10 protein-coding genes are annotated in these 18227 nt (G+C 54.3%); all 10 read left to right on the plus strand.

The window, feature by feature from the left end; translation table 11 throughout:
* Positions 1-66 precede the first annotated feature (66 nt).
* The 10 genes from VMF88_13135 to ggt all read left to right on the plus strand — a co-directional run bounded on the left by VMF88_13135 (position 67) and on the right by ggt (position 18166).
* Positions 67-1200 carry an alanine--glyoxylate aminotransferase family protein gene (locus VMF88_13135; GenBank protein HTY11999.1) on the plus strand — a complete coding sequence of 378 codons (1134 nt, stop codon included), beginning with the start codon at positions 67-69 and terminating at the stop codon, positions 1198-1200.
* 137 nt (positions 1201-1337) lie between these two features.
* Positions 1338-2915, plus strand: a complete 1578-nt coding sequence (gene serA / locus VMF88_13140; GenBank protein HTY12000.1) for a phosphoglycerate dehydrogenase — start codon at positions 1338-1340, stop codon at positions 2913-2915.
* 592 nt (positions 2916-3507) lie between these two features.
* Positions 3508-6519 (plus strand): TonB-dependent receptor, encoded by a 3012-nt coding sequence (locus VMF88_13145; GenBank protein ID HTY12001.1) that lies wholly within the window; start codon positions 3508-3510, stop codon positions 6517-6519.
* Between the two features lie 31 nt (positions 6520-6550).
* A complete protein-coding gene (locus tag VMF88_13150) occupies positions 6551-9916 on the plus strand; it encodes a T9SS type A sorting domain-containing protein (GenBank protein HTY12002.1) in 3366 nt (1121 codons plus the stop codon).
* A gap of 65 nt (positions 9917-9981) precedes the next feature.
* Positions 9982-11028: a PorV/PorQ family protein gene (locus VMF88_13155; GenBank protein ID HTY12003.1), complete on the plus strand. Its 1047-nt coding sequence runs from the start codon at positions 9982-9984 to the stop codon at positions 11026-11028.
* A gap of 93 nt (positions 11029-11121) precedes the next feature.
* Positions 11122-13416, plus strand: coding sequence for a PIG-L family deacetylase (locus tag VMF88_13160; GenBank protein HTY12004.1), 2295 nt, complete (start codon positions 11122-11124; stop codon positions 13414-13416).
* A gap of 38 nt (positions 13417-13454) precedes the next feature.
* Positions 13455-14399 (plus strand): NHL repeat-containing protein, encoded by a 945-nt coding sequence (locus VMF88_13165; protein ID HTY12005.1) that lies wholly within the window; start codon positions 13455-13457, stop codon positions 14397-14399.
* A 243-nt stretch (positions 14400-14642) separates the two neighbouring features.
* Entirely contained in the window at positions 14643-15059 is a 417-nt protein-coding gene (locus VMF88_13170) for a single-stranded DNA-binding protein (protein HTY12006.1), read from the plus strand.
* 108 nt (positions 15060-15167) lie between these two features.
* Entirely contained in the window at positions 15168-16472 is a 1305-nt protein-coding gene (locus VMF88_13175; GenBank protein ID HTY12007.1) for a hemolysin family protein, read from the plus strand.
* Positions 16469-18166, plus strand: a complete 1698-nt coding sequence (ggt, locus tag VMF88_13180) for a gamma-glutamyltransferase (GenBank protein ID HTY12008.1) — start codon at positions 16469-16471, stop codon at positions 18164-18166. Before VMF88_13175 ends, ggt begins: the two co-directional genes overlap by 4 nt.
* Positions 18167-18227 lie beyond the last annotated feature (61 nt).

The raw sequence follows: 18227 nt of genomic DNA on the forward strand, positions 1-18227 counted from the left end.
TTTTGTACGTATCGTTAATTCCAATTTTTATCCGACCACGGAAAATTCAATTCGAAAGATTCGGCTATGAAAAAAAGATTATTTACCCCAGGCCCGACCCCGGTTCCCGAACACGTCATGCTGAAGATGGCGGAACCGATCATCCATCACCGCAATCCGGAGTTTAACGAGATCCTCACCCGCGTCAACCAAAACCTAAAATATCTCTTTCAGACGGAACAGCCCGTGCTGACCCTGACATGTTCGGGGACCGGCGGAGTGGAAGCGACGTTCGTCAGCCTGTTTTCGCCGGGAGATACGATCATTTCGTCGAACGGCGGAAAATTCGGCGAACGATGGGTGAAAATGCCGAAAGCGTACGGGCTGAACGTCGTCGAGATCAAAGTGGAGTGGGGGAAGGCTCCGACCCCGCAGCAGATCCTCGATGCGCTCCGCGCCCATCCGAACGCCAAGGGAGTGTACCTGACGCACAGCGAGACCTCCACCGGAACGGCGACAGACGTGAAAACGCTCGCGAAGCTGATCCGCGAAAATTCCAACGCCCTGGTCTGCGTGGACGGGATCACCGCCGTCGGAGCCCATGAGATGCGGTTTGACGAATGGGGACTCGATGTCTGCGTGACCGGTTCGCAAAAAGGACTCATGATCCCGCCGGGGCTGGCGTTCGTCGCCCTCAGCAAGCGCGCGATCGCTGCGATGGAGACCTCGACGCTTCCGAAATTCTATTTCGACCTGAAGAAAGCGCTCAAGTCGTACGAAAAGAACGACACGCCGTGGACGCCTGCCGTCTCGCTCGTCATCGGCGTCGATGCGGCGCTGGAGATGCTGAAGGCGGAAGGGATCGAAAATATCTGGCGCCGGCACGAACGGCTGGCGACCGCCATCCGCGCGGGGATCGTGGCGATCGGGCTGAAACTCTTTTCCGAATTCCCGTCCTTCGCGGTCACGCCCGTCTGGGTTCCGGAAGGGGTCGACTGGAAGACCTTCAACAAGACACTCAAATCGAAATACGGAATTACGATCGCCGGCGGACAGGACGACTTTGCCGGAAAGATCTTCCGCATTTCTCACCTCGGGTATTACGACGACCTCGACATGGTCACGATGATCGGCGCGCTCGAGATGACGCTGAAAGAATGCGGATACAAATTCGAACTCGGAGCAGGGGTGCAGGCCGTTCTCCGGTCGTTAGCTCAATGATGCTGCTTTCCGGAAAGAAATTTCCGTCACACTGTTAGACACGCTCTACATTGGCTGTCCCCCTCCCCCGGCGTTGCCGGAGGAGGGGGACGAACTGCCAACTCACATTGCTCTTCTCACCATCGAAAGTCATTGCCATGAAAATACTCATCAGCGATCCCATTGAACAATCATGCGTCGACATTCTGACGCGTGAGGGATTTCAGGTCGACCAGAAGCCCGGAATCCCGCCGGAAGAAATCAAGAAGATCATTCCCGAATACACAGCACTCATCGTCCGCAGCGGAACGAAGGTCACCGCGGACATCATCCAGGAAGCGCGGACGATGAAGGTGATCGGCCGGGCAGGCGCGGGCGTGGACAACATCGATGTTGAGGCGGCCTCGCGCCGCGGCATCATTGTGATGAATACGCCCGGAGGCAATACTGTCTCGACCGCCGAGCACACCGTGTCCATGATGCTTTCCCTTTCGCGCAATATTCCCCAGGCCTACAAAAGTCTTGTCGACGGCAAATGGGACAGGAAAAAATACATGGGGACGGAGGTGATGGGAAAAACGCTCGGCATCATCGGGATGGGAAAGATCGGGCGTGAGGTCGCCGTCCGGTGCCGCGCCTTCGGGATGACGGTGATCGGGTTCGACCCGGTGCTCGCGAACGATGTCGCATCGAAGGTTGGCGTTGAACTCGTGCCGCTCGATGAAATTTTCCGCCGGTCGGATTTTATCACCGTCCATACACCGCTCAACGATGAGACACGCGGAGTGCTGAACGAGAAGACGTTCGCCAAATGCAAAAAAGGGGTCCGCGTGATTAACTGCGCGCGCGGAGGGATCATCGACGAGACCGCGCTTCTCAATGCGCTGAACTCCGGTCATGTCGCCGGGGCTGCGCTCGACGTTTTCGTGGAGGAACCTCCGAAAGGAAATCCGCTCCTGCAGCATCCCCGCCTGATCGCGACCCCTCACCTCGGCGCATCGACTGAAGAAGCGCAGGAAAAAGTGGCCATCCAGATCGCCGAACAGCTTGCGGATGCTCTGCACGACAGGGGCATATCGGGAGCGGTGAACGCCGTCGCTCTTCAGTCCGGGATCCCCGCCGAGATCAAGCCGTATCTTGACCTCGCGGAAAAAATGGGGAGTCTGCAGGCGCAAATTATGAAGGGAAAGCTGAAGGACATTACTATAGAGACACGCGGAGAACTGCTTCAGAAACACTCCGAACTTCTCAAGACGGGCGTGCTGAAAGGATTCTTCTCCAAGCTTATGGCGCCGCCGGTAAACTATATCAACGCCCCCCTTCTTGCCCAGTCCATAGGCGTTCGCGTGAGCGAGAAGAAGGAGAGGGACAGCGAAAATTACAATCAGCTGTTAACGATAGAATATTCGACCGATCAGGAGGAGCGGTCGTTCGCTGGGACCGTTTTTGGTACGACGAAACCAAGGATCGTCCGGATCGATGCCTTCTATTTCGAAGTGGACCCGCAGGGGATTCTTCTACTCTATACAAATACCGATAAGCCGGGAATGCTTGCCCTCGTCGGATCTATTTTGGCGGCCGAAAAAGTAAATATTGCCGGATTGTCGCTTGGCCGCACCGGTATCGGCGAGAAAGCGATGGTCGTGGTCAGCGTTGACAATCCGATCCCGGAGAAAATGGTCCAGCAAATTCGTTCACTTGACGGGATTTTTGAAGCAAAAGTCGTAAGTCTATAAATAGTTGAATAAACACTTGACTAAAACCTCGAGAATCTCTACTTTAGCCACTCCTAAACAGCAAGGGAGGGGAAAAATGTATGCCAGCGGCCGAACGGCGGGCATATTTTATTTGTCAAAAATCCTTGAAAAACTTGACAAATGGTCTCCCGGATTGTAAATTAACACAACAAAAAGGTAACATATACGAAATATTGGGGAAAAAGTTTCAGGTGTCGCCTTCGTCACAGGTGAGGGGTGACGAGGGGCACAGTCGCTCCACCGTGTAAGAATTTTCAATAATATAGGTGATTGTTGAATTGATTGGTACCGGCTTTAACATCGCTGTCTTTCTCTCCGACCTACGTTCTGCTAACTACATCGCAGCCAGAGTCGATCGTTATCTCGTCGATGATATAATCCGATTGATCATCTATCATTAATTGTTCCCTCACGCCTCTAAACTATCTATTGAATCGTTGAAACAACTGCCTTTCGAAAAATTTTTTGTTTGCCGCTAAAATGTTTCCAGGATTTTTAATTCACTGCTCTTGAAGTTGTGAAGGAGCGTTACAGCAAGATGTCCCCAATAACAAAACAAAGGAGAATGAACATGCGACGGGAGTGCTACAGATCTCTACTCGTTGCCTTTCTGCTTTTTCCGACTGTGCTGCTGGCAGCAGGCGGAAAGATCACAGGAAAGGTGACCGATCACGAAACCGGCGAAGCGCTTGTCGGAGCCACGGTGAGAGTGGAAGGCACATCATTTGGTGCGACTACCGACGCCAATGGTGTTTTTAGTATCGCGAATATTAATGCTGGAACGTACACATTAATAGCGTCGTACATTGGGTACCAGCAAATCACGATTTCGAACATCGAAGTCCATGAGGGCCTCATCTCGGAGGCGAAGTTTGCGCTTCCCGCAGAAGGCGTGAAGGTCGGGACGGTCGTGATCGTTGCTCAAAGGCCTCTTGTCGAAAAATCCGCGACGAACGAAGTCCGTATCGTGAACAGTGATATGTTGGCCGCGATTCCGATCCGCAACGTGACTGAAGCGGCGGCGTTGCAGCCCGGGGTCGTCCTGAGAAACAACCTCGTCTACATGAGGGGGAGCCGTGCCGATGAAACCGGATTCACTCTTGAAGGGGTTACTGTAACGGATCCCTACAACGGCGGGCGCGGAGTAACGATCTCTCCCGATGCCGTTGATCAGATCGAAGTGCAAACGGGAGGTTATCCGGCAGAGTTCGGCGGTGCGAACGGCGGTATTGTCAGCACTCAACTTCGAACCGGCGGAGAGAAACTGAAGTTATCCCTCCGTGCAGAGACGGATAATTTTACAGCGCAGGGAAAGGAAGCTCTGGGAGGATACTCCTACGGATATTCCGACTACGTTGGAACCGTCAGCGGGCCAGTTTTGTCTGATAAAGTTCGGTTTTACGGGACAGTGGAAAACCAATTTTATCGCGATCCGGGATCATTTGTTGCGCAAACGGGAAGCGGCGTCAACGGCGCAACGGGCGCAGGGACAAACTCAAGCTATGCGAATCCGAGGTTTTGGAACGGGTTCAATTATTCTGGATTGATCGCGGCCCCTCAGTTCACCGCCGCACATCCGACGACCGCAATGGCGGATACTCTGAGCGTCGACTACGGAGCAGGCAACCTGATCGGCGGACAACTTGACCAGTATTCCTACACCGGAACGCTGTTGTTCGACCTCGGAAATATTAACCTCCGCGCAGCGGGCGCATTTACTGACGTATACTCCCAGAACTCCGCTGGCATCGGAGCTATTTTCGATACCCAGCGTCTTCCTGTAAATTCGTACCAGAACGGTTTCGGTAACCTGAAGTTGACGCAATTCTTCAACCCGAAGACGTATTACGAACTCAACGTCAATTATTACAGGAACTACTACAAGACAGGCTGGGATCCTTCCCTTAAAGGAAATTTTGCGGCCTACGGCGATACCATTTCAAACCCCCAATTCAACGGCGGTTCGACGAATCTCTTGAACGCCCCCTGGAATGTTTTTGGTACTGCACCGGCCGGCATCACGATCGACCAGCCAGGGACGCTGCTCGCTACGGCGCCCGGCATGACCTCGGAAAGTTCGGTTGGGGGCCGCCTGGACTTCACCAAGGAGTTTGAGAATCAATCGATGAAGTTTGGCGGTGAGTACACTTACTATACCATCCGGCACTTTGGAGCGAACGTTGTCGGAATGTACTCAGCGATGATCAATACTCTCTTAGGTGCACCGTATACGCAGACCGTGGCGCGTTCGGCCGCTCTCAGAGGAACCGGCTATAATAACTACGGCTACGATGAGTACGGAGATCCGGTCGACAATGATGTTACGGTGAATGGCACGGTAGTCGATTTTGGACCGCCACATCCGGTTAACGCTGCCGCGTATTTGGAGGATAAGATCGAACTTTCGGACATCAATCTTAATTTTGGGTTGCGGTACGATTATATCAACCCGGACAGCAGGGCGTTTGTTGACCCTCAGGGGATCAACTTTAACGATTCGCTCAACGTCATTGCGACGTCTTCGATGAAGAAGACCCCGGTGACTCAGCAGGTCAGCCCCCGTATTGGTGTCTCCTTCCCCGTCAGCGATGCGACCGTATTCCATGCTCAGTACGGTAAGTTCATCCAGGAGTCCGAATTGATCGACTCATACGCCGGAATGGGATTAATGTACAACATTCTGCACGGCGGGAATTACTATCAAACTCCAGTTGGATATGGATTGCTGCCGGAACGGACAACTTCGTACGAACTTGGCTTTCAGCAGCAAATCGGAGAGAACGCCTCATTCGACATCGTCACATTCTATAAAGACATCTCCGACCAGATCCAATTTCGTCTGATTCTCCCGGATGGACTTGGTGAGAACAGAAGCTATTACACTCTGGTGAACGGCGACTTCGCGACAAGCAGAGGAGTCGAGTTTAAGATCAATCTGCGCCGTACGAATCGATTCGAAGCACAGCTCAACTATACATTTGCGAGCGCTGAAGGCACGGGTTCAGGTGCCAATAGTGCCGCTGGAAGCGCTTCGGACCAGCATGGGTACACTGCCAACATCCCCTTCCCGACTCAGTTCAGCCAGGAAAATACGGGAAGCCTCAACATCGATTATCGGTATGCGAAGAATGATGGAGGAGCGATCCTTCAACGTTCCGGAATCAACCTTCTGATGCAGTTCGGCAGCGGATATCCGTACACGCTTGAGAGCGTCTCAGAGAATAATTTGGGCGATGCTCGCTTCCAGGTGCCTCTCGAGCCGATAGGATATTCAACGACACCCTGGACATTCGAAGTTGACCTCCGCGTCGATAAGACTGTGACTATCGGTTCGGTGGACGCAATGTTCTATATTTATGTTCAGAACCTCCTCAACACACAGAACGCAGATAATGTGTTCATCCGGACCGGCGACCCATCGAACGACGGATGGCTGGGTTCAACTCAGGGGCAGGCATATGCTGCTGCTCAGTATAATCCGACCCTCTACCAATCTGTCTACAATAGCGCCAACAATGGTGTCAACGCCAACAATTATTTGTCACCACGGCAAATAAGATTCGGAGTTCAAGTTGAATATTAAAAAGACCAAGAAAATCCAGGAGGAACCCTTTATGGTCCGTAAAGAATTTTTTAGCGCGATTGTCGCAACCCTTCTACTTGCGTCGTGGATAGCTGTACCACCCGCCCAGGCGAAGGCGAAAGCGGACAAGAGCAGCAACGCCGGTGTCAAGCCGTTGCACAAAGTCCAGACGAACGATGTATATGCTCCGATGGATATCAACAACATTTTCAATTACTATTCGAACAACGGTGACGGATCCTTCAATCCCTTTACAACGAGTGACGAAGGTTTCGAATTTCCGATAGGTTCCACCGACGGGACCTGTATTTTTGAAGACGGTCTCGTTTGGACGGCCTTCAAGAACGATACGCTCTACTGCGGCGGTTCGACCTATAATCACGGCTTACAGGCCGGGAGGATCGTCTCGAATGGGACGGCTTCCAGCCTTGGTGTAGCCGCAAGCGCTTCCGATCCGGCGAACAAACCGTACAGGGTTCGGCCCGATATCAGGCCCACCACCAATGCGGATACCATCGCACTTGAGACCAACCTTTTGCAGAATAGTGAAGTGACGTACATCAATCAGTTCCAGAGCACAAGCGCCTCTGATCTCCTGCAGCAATACTGGAATGATTGGACCAACTGGCCGGCAGCGGAAGGGGCCCCGTACACGGATGTGAACCACAATGGCGTGTACGATCCGGGCGTCGACGTCCCAGGGTTCCCCGGGGCAGACCAGACGATTTGGATGGTTATGAACGACTTGAATCCGACGAGGACTCTGAATCTGTACTCTTCCAATCCAATCGGTGTGGAAGTGCAACGGACGATATGGGCTTATAACCGGCCCGGAGCGTTGGGGAACACCATTTTTATCAGCTACAAATTCATCAATAAGAGCGGCGTTGAATTGGATTCAATGTATGTCTCTCAATGGTGCGACCCTGATCTCGGATTTGCCGGCGACGATGCGACAGGCTGCGATACGACAAGAAGCCTCGGCTTTGTCTACAACGGCGAAGCAAGAGATGCAAATTTCGCGAACATCGGACTTCCCCCGCCCTCAGCCGGATTTGATTTCTTCCAGGGCCCCAAAGTGGCCGGAGCGGCGACCGATACGGCTATTTTCGGCGGAAAGCTTGTTCCCGGTTACAAAAATCTGCCGATGACAGCGTTCACATTCTTCATCAACGGGAACCAACAATTTACGGACCCGCAACTCGGTTCGAATGGTCCCGGAGGTACGCAGCAGTGGTATAATTTAATGAGGTGCAGGGTCAGTACAACGGGCCTGCCGTTTGATGCATCGGTGACCGGCGGCAGCAATTACTGCTATCCGGGCGACCCGGTGACTAACAGTGGACCCACATTTATTGGGTCGGGTTCGGTTTCCGCGCCAGCAGACGTCCGCATGTGCCTTAACTCGGGTCCTTTCACAATGGCCCCCGGCGATACGCAGGAGGTTGTTGTGGCGGCATTGGTTGGCTTGGGTGCTGATAACCTGTCGAGCATCAGCGTGCTGAGGTCGAATGATGACATCGCACAGAGCGCTTACAATGCGTTCTTCCAGCTCGCAGTTCCGCCGCCTGCGCCGGTGGTACATGTTGCTGCTCTCGACAAAGAAATCGTCCTCTCGTGGGGCGATCCCGTAGCTTCTATCAATACGGAAAGCGCCGTTTCGAAGGGATATACGTTCGAGGGGTATAATGTTTATCAATATCCCAGGAACAACACGAGCGGTGGAAAACTGATTGCCACGTATGACCTCATCGACGGTATAAAGACGATTCAGGATACAGTCTTCAGCGTCCCGTTGGGAACATACGTTGTCACGCCGACTGAATATGGCACGGATAACGGCATTGCCCATTCAATCGACCTTACTACTGATGCGTTGACGGGCACTCCGATCGCCAACAACCGTGACTATTATTTTGCTGTGACGGCATACAACTACAATCCGACAGGAGGCTTGGTCCCTCACGCTCTTGAAAGCTCACCTTCCATTTTGGATGTTCGTCCTCAGTCACCTCTTAACGGCGTGCGTCTCTTCAATAAACCTGGAGATACTCTTGCCATTACAAAAACAGGGGCAAGCGACGGCTATGTGATCGCACGGGTTGTCGATCCTACGGTGCTCACGGGCGATACCTACAACGTCGGCTTTGCGGTTGATAACGTCAGCGGCAATACGTATTGGAACCTGACCGATGCGACCAAAGGGACGACGATTGCTACAAAGCAGGTTCAGTCAAGCGCGGTGACCCCGCCGCCCGGAGGCAACCCCGGTCCGATCACGACCAACGGCGTGGCCCTCCAGGTCTACGGTCCTCCCCCTGGCATGAACCCTGGCGGTCAGGGCGTAGGCTGGAATATTCCATCGGGTAAGAGAGACTGGTCAAGCCTGGATGCAGGCGACTACGGTCTTGAAGGATTCAACGTCTCGGGGACAGGCGGTGCCATGGGTATGGGCCAGGATTGGGGCAATACCTTCGGCGCAGGACAGTCGACCGTGACGCCGGATAAATTGCATAAAGTGCTGATCAAATTTGCGACGATCGACACGGCTTTTAACATCACCGACCCGACCGACCCGAACGTATCGCAGGCGTACCGGTTCTTGCGACATTCAACGTCTGCCTTCCCGTTCCCCGATTCGGCAACGGTCGATCCGCATCCGGGAGCAGGTTATGCTTATCAAGGGAGGTCAGCGGTTCCGTTGGCGGCCTTTGATGAGGACAATAACAACCAGCGGCTCGATGTCGGTTTCCTGGAGAACAACGCAGGCGGCGGAACGCCGGACGGTAAATACGACCCGCCGTCGACCTCCTCGGGCATCGAAACGACCACGCCGCGCGAGTATCTTTTCATCTTCAGCACGCCCTACAGCGCCACGGTGGACAACCCGCTGATTCCGGCGGACATCCTTGATGATGCGTCGCCGATGATGTGGTGGATCGTCGCCGTCATGCGCGGCAGCAACCTCTTCGCCGCCGGCGATGAATTCGAGATCATCCCGAACTACGTGAACAGTGCGGCGGTGACGTTCTCCTTCAAGTCGGTCGCACCGACCGATAACCCTGCCGACCAGAAAGCAGATATCGCGAAGATCAACGTCTTCCCGAATCCGTATTTCGGGTTCAACAGGCTCGAAGCCGATAAATACAACCGTTGGGTCCGCTTCACTCACATGCCGTCCAAGGCGACGATCCGCATCTTCAACCTTGCGGGTATCCTCGTGAGGACGATTGTGAAGAACGACCTGACGCAGTTCTCAGACTGGGATCTTCTGAACGAACATAAACTCCCGGTAGCAGCCGGCATGTATATCGCGTACATCGATTGCGGCAGCCTCGGCACGAAAACGCTAAAATTCGCTATCATACCGGAACAGCAGTTCTTAGACCACTATTGAGAATCGTTTAAGCCAAACATGATAACATTGCAATTTGATAATCTAACATCGGAAGGAGATATTCAATGAATATCATACTAAAGCGCTTGGCGGGTATTCTTGTAGTGGGTACCTTGCTGCTGACGTCAGCGTTTGCAGGTAATACCAACCGCACAGGAACGGCAGGCGCTCAGGAACTATTGATACCCATAGGAGCGAGCGGCATTGCTCTTGCGGGAAGCAACGTTGCATTTACCTCCGGGGTAGATGCAGTCTTCTGGAATCCGGCGGGTTTAGCCCGGGATCCGTTCAGCACCGAAGCATTCTTTTCGCATGAGTCGTACCTTGCGGGCATCGGCGTTGATTACGGAGCGGTCGGCGTCACGTTCGGCACGACCGGAACGTTCGCCGCATCGTTCAAGTCCCTCTCGTTCGGCGATATCCCGGTCACGACCGAGGACAATCCCGACGGAACCGGAGCCACATACTCTCCGACGTATATGGTCGGAGGGTTGACGTATTCGAAGAACCTGAGCGACCGTGTTTCTGTCGGCGCTAACTTCAATTTCATCAATGAGACGATTATGAGCACCACGGCGACAGGGTTTGCCCTCGATGCCGGCGTGCAGTATAACGGGCTCATCGTTCCGGAATTGAAGCTGGGCGTTGCCGTGAAGAACCTTGGTCCGAATATGACCTACTCCGGTTCTAACCTGCTTCGCCAGGGCTCAACCGTAGGAGACATCCGCGGAACCCAGTGGTATGCAGTCCAGGCTGCGTCGTTTGAGCTTCCCTCGCAAATGGACGTCGCGTTGGCATACGACAAGAAATTGGGCGAATCGAATGATGTCACCGTGTTCGGGAACTTCGAGAACAACAACTACAGCTCGGATGTCTACAAATTCGGGCTGCAGTATTCGTTCAGCAACATGATTTTCCTGCGAGGCGGCTACAACTATGCACCGAACGCACCGAAAGATCAGACCGGGCAATCCTCCGAAATCTATGACTATACATTCGGAGCCGGGATCAACTATAATCTCGGTGAAGTGAACTTCACGCTTGATTATGCCTACGAGCATGTTCTTCTCCTCACGGCGATCAACGTGTTCACGGTGAAGCTCGGTTTCTAATCGTTACCATCTGATATGAACAAAAAGGTCGCCCGAGCCTTTCGGACGACCTTTTTTATTTCTGCAAACGTTGTTCCGTACTCTATGACCACCATGGCGAAACGCAGCATAGCGTTTCTTTTCCTCATCGCCTCCGTCGCGGCCGCCCAGCATTCTCCGTATTTTCCGCGAAACGGCGCCGGTGCGCTCGCCCAAACGATCCGGGGAATCCAGCACCCGGCTGCTTACCTGGTTGTCGCACTTGCCCCCGGTTTTGAAGATCGGGCAGCCATAGCCAAGATCAGCGTCGGAAACGGTTCGCACGTCGCCGTCGCCTTTCTCTCCAACGGCGAAGACATCCCGAGCGATCACAATGGGGAGATGTTCTACCAGCTTGCCTCGCGAAGAAAAGAGGAAGCGTACCAATCTCTCTCAATTCTCGGCGCCGAAGCATATTTCCTGAATATCCCTGTAAGCGACATTTCATCCGCCCCATCGTGTTTCCGGCCGTCGCCGTCGCTTTCGCAAAAGGTCTCCGACCGGCTCGATAGCGTCATCGCGCAAGTCCGCCCGGACGTGATCATTTTGGAAGGCGACCCTGTTGCGGCAGGGAGCGCTTCTTCCCGGCTTGCCTTCGTTCAACAGCGTATTCTCGGAGAGATTCGAAATAAGAAAAAGAATTCTGCCGGGAGCGTGAAGAGCTTTTATCTCCAAACCATGGATGCGGCCGACGCTGTCGATATTCCGGTCGATCAGAAGGATCCGGTATGGAATGAGAGTTATGCGGCCATGGCGGACAAGGCCGAGATTCCGTATGCGAGCCTGCGGTTTCATCTTCCGTTGTGGAGAAATTACAGTCCCCACCGTTATGCGGAGATCTTCCCCGGGCATTCAAAGGCTTCGCTGCCGCTTGAACACGGTCTTCCCCCGGTAAGCGGGGAATTGAAGGCGCTCTTCCCGGTAATTCAATCGATCGGATCGATCGCGCGCATGTCGAACCGGGATCAGCTCTCGGCTCTGCGCGCGGCGATTGCCAGAACCGACGCGGTCATTCAAAGATCGTCGAAGTCGATGGATCCCGTCGACTCCAGAGTACTCACGACGTGGAAGCTCGGACTGGAAGCCCTCCGATGCCAGGTGCTGGGAGTCAAAATCACGTATACGGTCAGCGATACGGTGCTCACCCCGGTACAGGTATTTTTCCTCACATTTGGAAAGCTGCCCCTTCCGGCGACAAGCGGTGAGACGCAGATCCTTTTTCCGGGAACTCTCGAGAAGCAGTGGATCGTCAATGAATCTCAAAAAACGTTTTATGACCTGAAGGACAGCGCGCAGTTCAGGGTCGTCACTCCGCGGTCGATCGGCTTGAACTCGACCGAGACCCCGGCCGGGTTCGGCGCGTTCCAAGTTCGGGCACCTTTTAAATTTATCGTCACTCATCATGATCCGGACACGGCCCGGAACTTCATGTACAGAGAAGAGGTGCCGCTGGTTATTGCACCGTACCGGTCCGCGGAAGTTTTGACTCCTAAAATAGTTTTCGGCCGCGACACGAGTATTTGTATCCGGCTGAGAAGCAACGTGCGTGATAAGATGAACGGGTCTCTCTTTACTAACGACCCCGTCGTCTCGGTACAGAAAAGAAAAATAGAATTTCCGGGAAAGAATTACACCGAGACCGACACGCTGCTCCTTTCATGGAACGATACGGCTCTCACGGCTCCCCATGAAGTGGCGATACTGGCCGGGCCGAGAAATCCCGCGGGAACATTCGTCGTCGAGCCCCTTTCCGTAAAAACGAAGAATGCTGCAACGGTCGCGGTATGCTCGGTGATCGATCACAGTCCGCTGGAAAGCGCTTTCCGCCGGCTTGGCATTGCAGCTGTTTCTGTCGATGCCGGAAATCTTTCCCTGAAGTGGCTGTCCGGCGTATCTGCTGTCGTCGTTGACCAGTTTTCGATGGATAAATTTTTTGCTGACGGCACTGTTGTTGACTCGCTGGATCAATGGGTCAAGCGGGGGGGAAGGCTGATCGTTCTTCCTCAATTTCAAGGTACACCGGCGGGTTTGCTTCTTGCCGGAGATATTTCGTTCACACGGTTGTCGGCGGAGGATTGCGCCGAAAAGCTTTTTGTCGATACGACCGCCGGCGTGATGCGATGGCCGAATAAAATTGAAAGCAAAGAACTTGCCCAGGGCCCCTTCCCGCTTTTTTACAATGACGTGACGGGGGGAAAGGACGGCTCGCTGCCCCTGATGAGATCCGGGAACCATGTTCTCCTTCTCGAGCAGCCGGACGGCCGGGGAAAAATTTTCTACTGCTCATTGAACCTTTACCCAAGACTTCTTACTATTGACAAGGCGTCGTACGAACTGCTGGCAAACCTTGTCAGCACGGAATCGGAATAGCGGCACTGCCGAGCACAGGACATCAGCGGCGATATTCTATGGCACTCTCCTTCATCATTGTCTTGCATCTCTTTGGAGCGGTTCCGGTCAATGCCTCGGCATCGACCATCGGGGGAGAACACCTTCCGTCTTTTTCCGACTCGACGGCGTCCGGGAGCTTCGTTGTCGATTATACCTTCGGCTCCTTTGTGAATGCATCGTCGTTTTCCGTCGGCTCCGATGGGAGCCTCTTTGTCCTTGATGAAGGGAACAATGCGCTCATCCAATTCGCTTCCGACGGCTCGACGGTGAAAACGGTCGGAGGAAAAGGATGGGGAAATTTTGAGTTCGACCAGCCCACCGGCGTCTGTTCGTCGTTCCCCCTCAATATTTATGTCGCGGACTACAACAACCGGCGCGTCCAGCAATTCGACCGGAAGCTCAACTATGTGCAGTCGTTCACGGACCAGAACCTCCCTTCATCCTACAGCGGAGAGTTCTATCCGAACGCCTGCGGGATCTCCTCCCAGGGGGAATTGCTCATCCTCGAAGCCCAGGGGAAACGGGTCCTGAAGTTCGACCAGAATCAGAATTTCCAGGCGGAATTCGGCTCGTACTCAGCCGGGGCCGGCGCATTGTCCGACCCCCGCGATATTACGGTTGCTCCGTCAGACCGCGTCTTTGTGCTCGATGCTCATCAGGTCATCGGCTACGATATTTTCGGCAACTATCTCAATTCGTTCTCGCTGGTCTCTGCCGAGAATCCGAGGGGGATCAGCAGCACGAAGGATGAGGTGGTCGTCACCTATCCGTCGTCGGTCAAAGTATTTTCGTGGGACGGGAGGCCGCGATTCCAGATCTCTTTGCAGATGGTGATCGGTCTTCCGTCGGGGAGCGAGTTCCGCGACGCGGTCCTTGCGCCGGCAGACAAGAACTCCGTTCCCAGAAAAATGATCATATTGACGAACCACGAGGTGTTGGTCGTCCGGCAAGCCTCGCAGTAAGGCTGCGCACCGCCGTCGATTCCGACGGCCCACGCTCCAGTGTAAGGGTCAAATAATGGCAATCCAGCAATCTGAGTACTGACTTCTGTCTTCCGACTTCTGTCTCCTGTGTTCTGACCATTGACTCCTGATAAATTTGTTTTTATGCAAAAATTCCCGTATCATTTTCTTAATTAATGAATCACCGTCTGCCAGGGGGGCCGACGGAATTTTACCACACTAAACACAACAGGGGGTACTCTTATGTCAAAAAGCTTAAATAAAGTACAGCTCATCGGGAATTTGGGGAAAGACCCTGAGCTGAAATACACCAGCTCCGGCGTTGCCGTGGCGACATTCTCGATCGCGACATCCGATTCGTGGAAAGACCAGGAGGGGAATACCCAGGAGCGGACCGAGTGGCACAACATCGTTGCGTGGAGAAAGCTTGCCGAAATTTGCGGCGAATGGCTGAAGAAAGGGAAACGCGTCTATATTGAAGGCAGACTGCAGACGCGCAACTACGAGAAGGACGGCGTGAAGCGATACATCACCGAGATCGTCGCCGACCAGATGATCATGCTGGACGGAGGAGGAGGGCAGCGCTCGACGAACGGCGGCGATGCCGAAACGCCCGTCTCCGATGCCGCGCCGGCAAAAGAGGACGACCTTCCGTTCTGAGTAATGGAAAAAGTTCTTTCTCCTTTGTACATTACCATAGCCCCGCTGCGGCGGGGCTATCGTGTTCATAGTCCCTCTCACGGCTGATTCCACAATCCTTGACCGCGTATGCTCTCTGAAATACTTGTCGACGGCGCGGTATTCCTTTGCTCGCTCGTGCTCTCAGCATTTTTTTCCGCGGCCGAGGTCGCTCTTTTTTCTCTGACGCCGTCCGCGGTCGAAGAGCACGCGTCGGAACGATCCGGCACGTGGAAGTATGTCGTCGCTCTTCTCCGGAAACCGCGGTACCTGCTGGTAACGATATTGATCGGCAATACCATCGTCACGACGTCTGCCGCAGTCGTTGTTGCCCTGCTTACCGCCGACGTCGCAAGTGCGCTTGGATGGAATAAGGAACTTGTCCTCGGGATCGAGGTGATCGTCGTAACATTTGTCGTCATCGTCATGAGCGAGGTGACGCCGAAGGTGATCGCCGCGCGGATGCCCGAAGCGCTTTCCCGGCGGGTGGCATTTCCGCTGTACGTCGTCTCGGTTGTTTTTTCCCCGCTCACGGCGGTTCTTGTTGCGTTGGTCGAAGCGATCGAGTCCCGCCTCGGACTCCGTCAGCGCCATACCGCTTTGAAGAGCGAGGAGATCAAAACGCTCGCCGACGTCGTCAGCGACCACGGAGGGATCGACCAGGAAGAGCGGAGCATCATCCACAGCATGATCAATGCCAAAGAGATGATCGTGCGCGAAGTGATGACTCCCAGGACCGACATGGTCGCGCTCGACAGCACCGCCCAGTCCTTTGACGGCCTCGTTGAAACCTTCGTGACGAAGAAGCATTCGCGCATTCCGGTCTATGCCGAGACGATCGACAACATCAAAGGGATCCTCTACGCGAAGGATGTCCTGCCGTTCCTCTACGAAAAGCAGGCCCGGAAAACGCTCGACATCCTCAAACTTTCCCGCGAACCGCTCTTTGTTCCCGAAAGCAAAAAAGTCGAGGACCTCCTGAAAGAGTTCCAGGACAAGAAGACACGCATCGCCGTCGTGGTCGATGAATACGGAGGCACCGCCGGTCTTGTGACATTTCAAAACGTCGTGAGAACGATCGTCGGCGACACTTCGGACGAACACACAGTTTCCGAATCGAAGGCGTTGAAATTGAGCCCCCATTCGTACCGGTTCAGCGCAAATATCGGGATCGCCGAAGCGTCGGACCTGCTCGGCGTCAAACTCTTCAACGACGATTCGGGGTACGATACGCTCGGAGGGTTCTTATTCCAGCTGTTCGGCCGTGTTCCGAAGGATCACGAGTCGATCCAGTATGAAAATATTTCATTCACGGTCCAACGGGTGGCGAAAAACAGGATCCTGTATATTCTCGCCGACATTCAACAGCAGGTCGAAAGGAAAGAAACGGAATGAAGCGGCTGCGGACCTTCGCGCTCCTTGTTCTTATCAGCTTTGTCGTCGTTCTTCGATCGCCGGCAGCGTCGCGCGAGCCTGTCCGCGCCAAAAAGGGGATGGTTGTCGCGGCGGACCCGATCGCGGCCAACGTCGGTTTGAAAATTCTCCGCCAAGGAGGGAACGCCGTCGATGCGGCGGTTGCGGTCGGTTTTGCGCTTGCCGTGACGTACCCGGGAGCCGGAAACATCGGCGGCGGCGGATTTATGGTGATGCGTTTTGCCGACGGAACAGTGAAATCGCTCGATTATCGCGAAACGGCGCCGGCCGCGGCAAAACGGGACATGTTCCTCGATAAGAATGGTAATTTTTTGGAGCAGAAGAGCACGCACGGCCATCTTGCCTGCGGCGTTCCGGGGTCCGTTGCCGGACTGATGTATGCGCAACGGCGCTACGGAAGATTGACACGGGCACAGGTGATGAAGCCCGCGATCGACCTGGCTGAAAAGGGATTTCATCTCCACTACCGCCTCGCCGAAGATTTAGAGCGGATGATCCCCGAATTCTCGGCGTACAAGAGCTCGAAAAGAACGTTCACAAAGAATGGCAGGCCGTACGGGGAGGGAGATCTGTTCAAACAGCGAGATCTGGCGGCAACCTTGAAGCGGATCAGGGATAAAGGACGGGACGGATTTTATACCGGCCAGACCGCAAAACTCATTGTCGCAGAGATGAAGCGGGGAGGCGGGCTTATCACCCTGAAGGATCTCGAAGATTATGCTTCGGTCATCAGAGATCCCGTCCGCGGAACGTATCGCGGGTACGAAGTCATCTCCGCCGGTCCGCCGAGCAGCGGAGGCGTGGTGCTCATTCAGATGCTGAACATGCTGGAGGGGTACAACCTTGAACAGTACGGATGGAATTCCTCCAAGGCCGTCCATCGGATGGCGGAAGTCATGCGCCGCGCGTACGCCGACCGCGCCGAATTTCTCGGCGACCCCGACTTCGTCAAAATGCCCCTCGCATGGCTGACGTCAAAAAAATACGCCGCTCAGCGCCGCGCGACGATCGATACCGTAAAAGCGACACCGAGCGACCAGATCTCTCACGGCATTCAGGTGTCGGAGAAAGACCATACGACGCATTATTCTGTCGTCGACAGGTTCGGCAATTGCGTGAGCGTGACGACGACGCTGAACGACGCCTTTGGTTCGAAGGTCGTCGTGACGGGCGCCGGATTTTTGTTGAACGATGAGATGGACGATTTCAGCGCGAAGGAAGGGGTTCCGAACGAGTACGGCCTCGTCGGCAGCAGCGCCAATGCGATCGAGCCCAACAAACGGATGCTGAGCTCCATGACGCCGACGATCATTCTGAAGGACGGGAAACCGTTCATGGTGATCGGTTCCCCCGGCGGGTCGACGATCATGACGACGGTGCTGCAGGCGATCGTCAATGTCATCGACTTCAAGATGACCATCCAGGAAGCGATCGACGCGCCGCGCATCCATCATCAGTGGCTGCCGGACCACATTTCGTACGAGGAACGGGCGCTGTCGCAGGATGCTGTGGAGAATCTCCGGGCGATGGGGCACTCGCTCCATTTGCGTGAGAACACGACGGGCCTGGCCGAAGGGATCTTATTCGACAGAAAGAGGGGGTTGATCTTCGGCGCGACCGACCCCAGAGGCTACGGCGAAGCGGTCGGCTATTGAGGATGAAGGAGCCGCGTAATTTTCTTATATTAACAGTTCAAAAAAAGAGAGAGAGCTTTAC

The sequence above is a fragment of the Bacteroidota bacterium genome (assembly GCA_035506275.1).
Classification (GTDB): domain Bacteria; phylum Bacteroidota; class Ignavibacteria; order UBA10030; family UBA8401; genus JAGVPT01.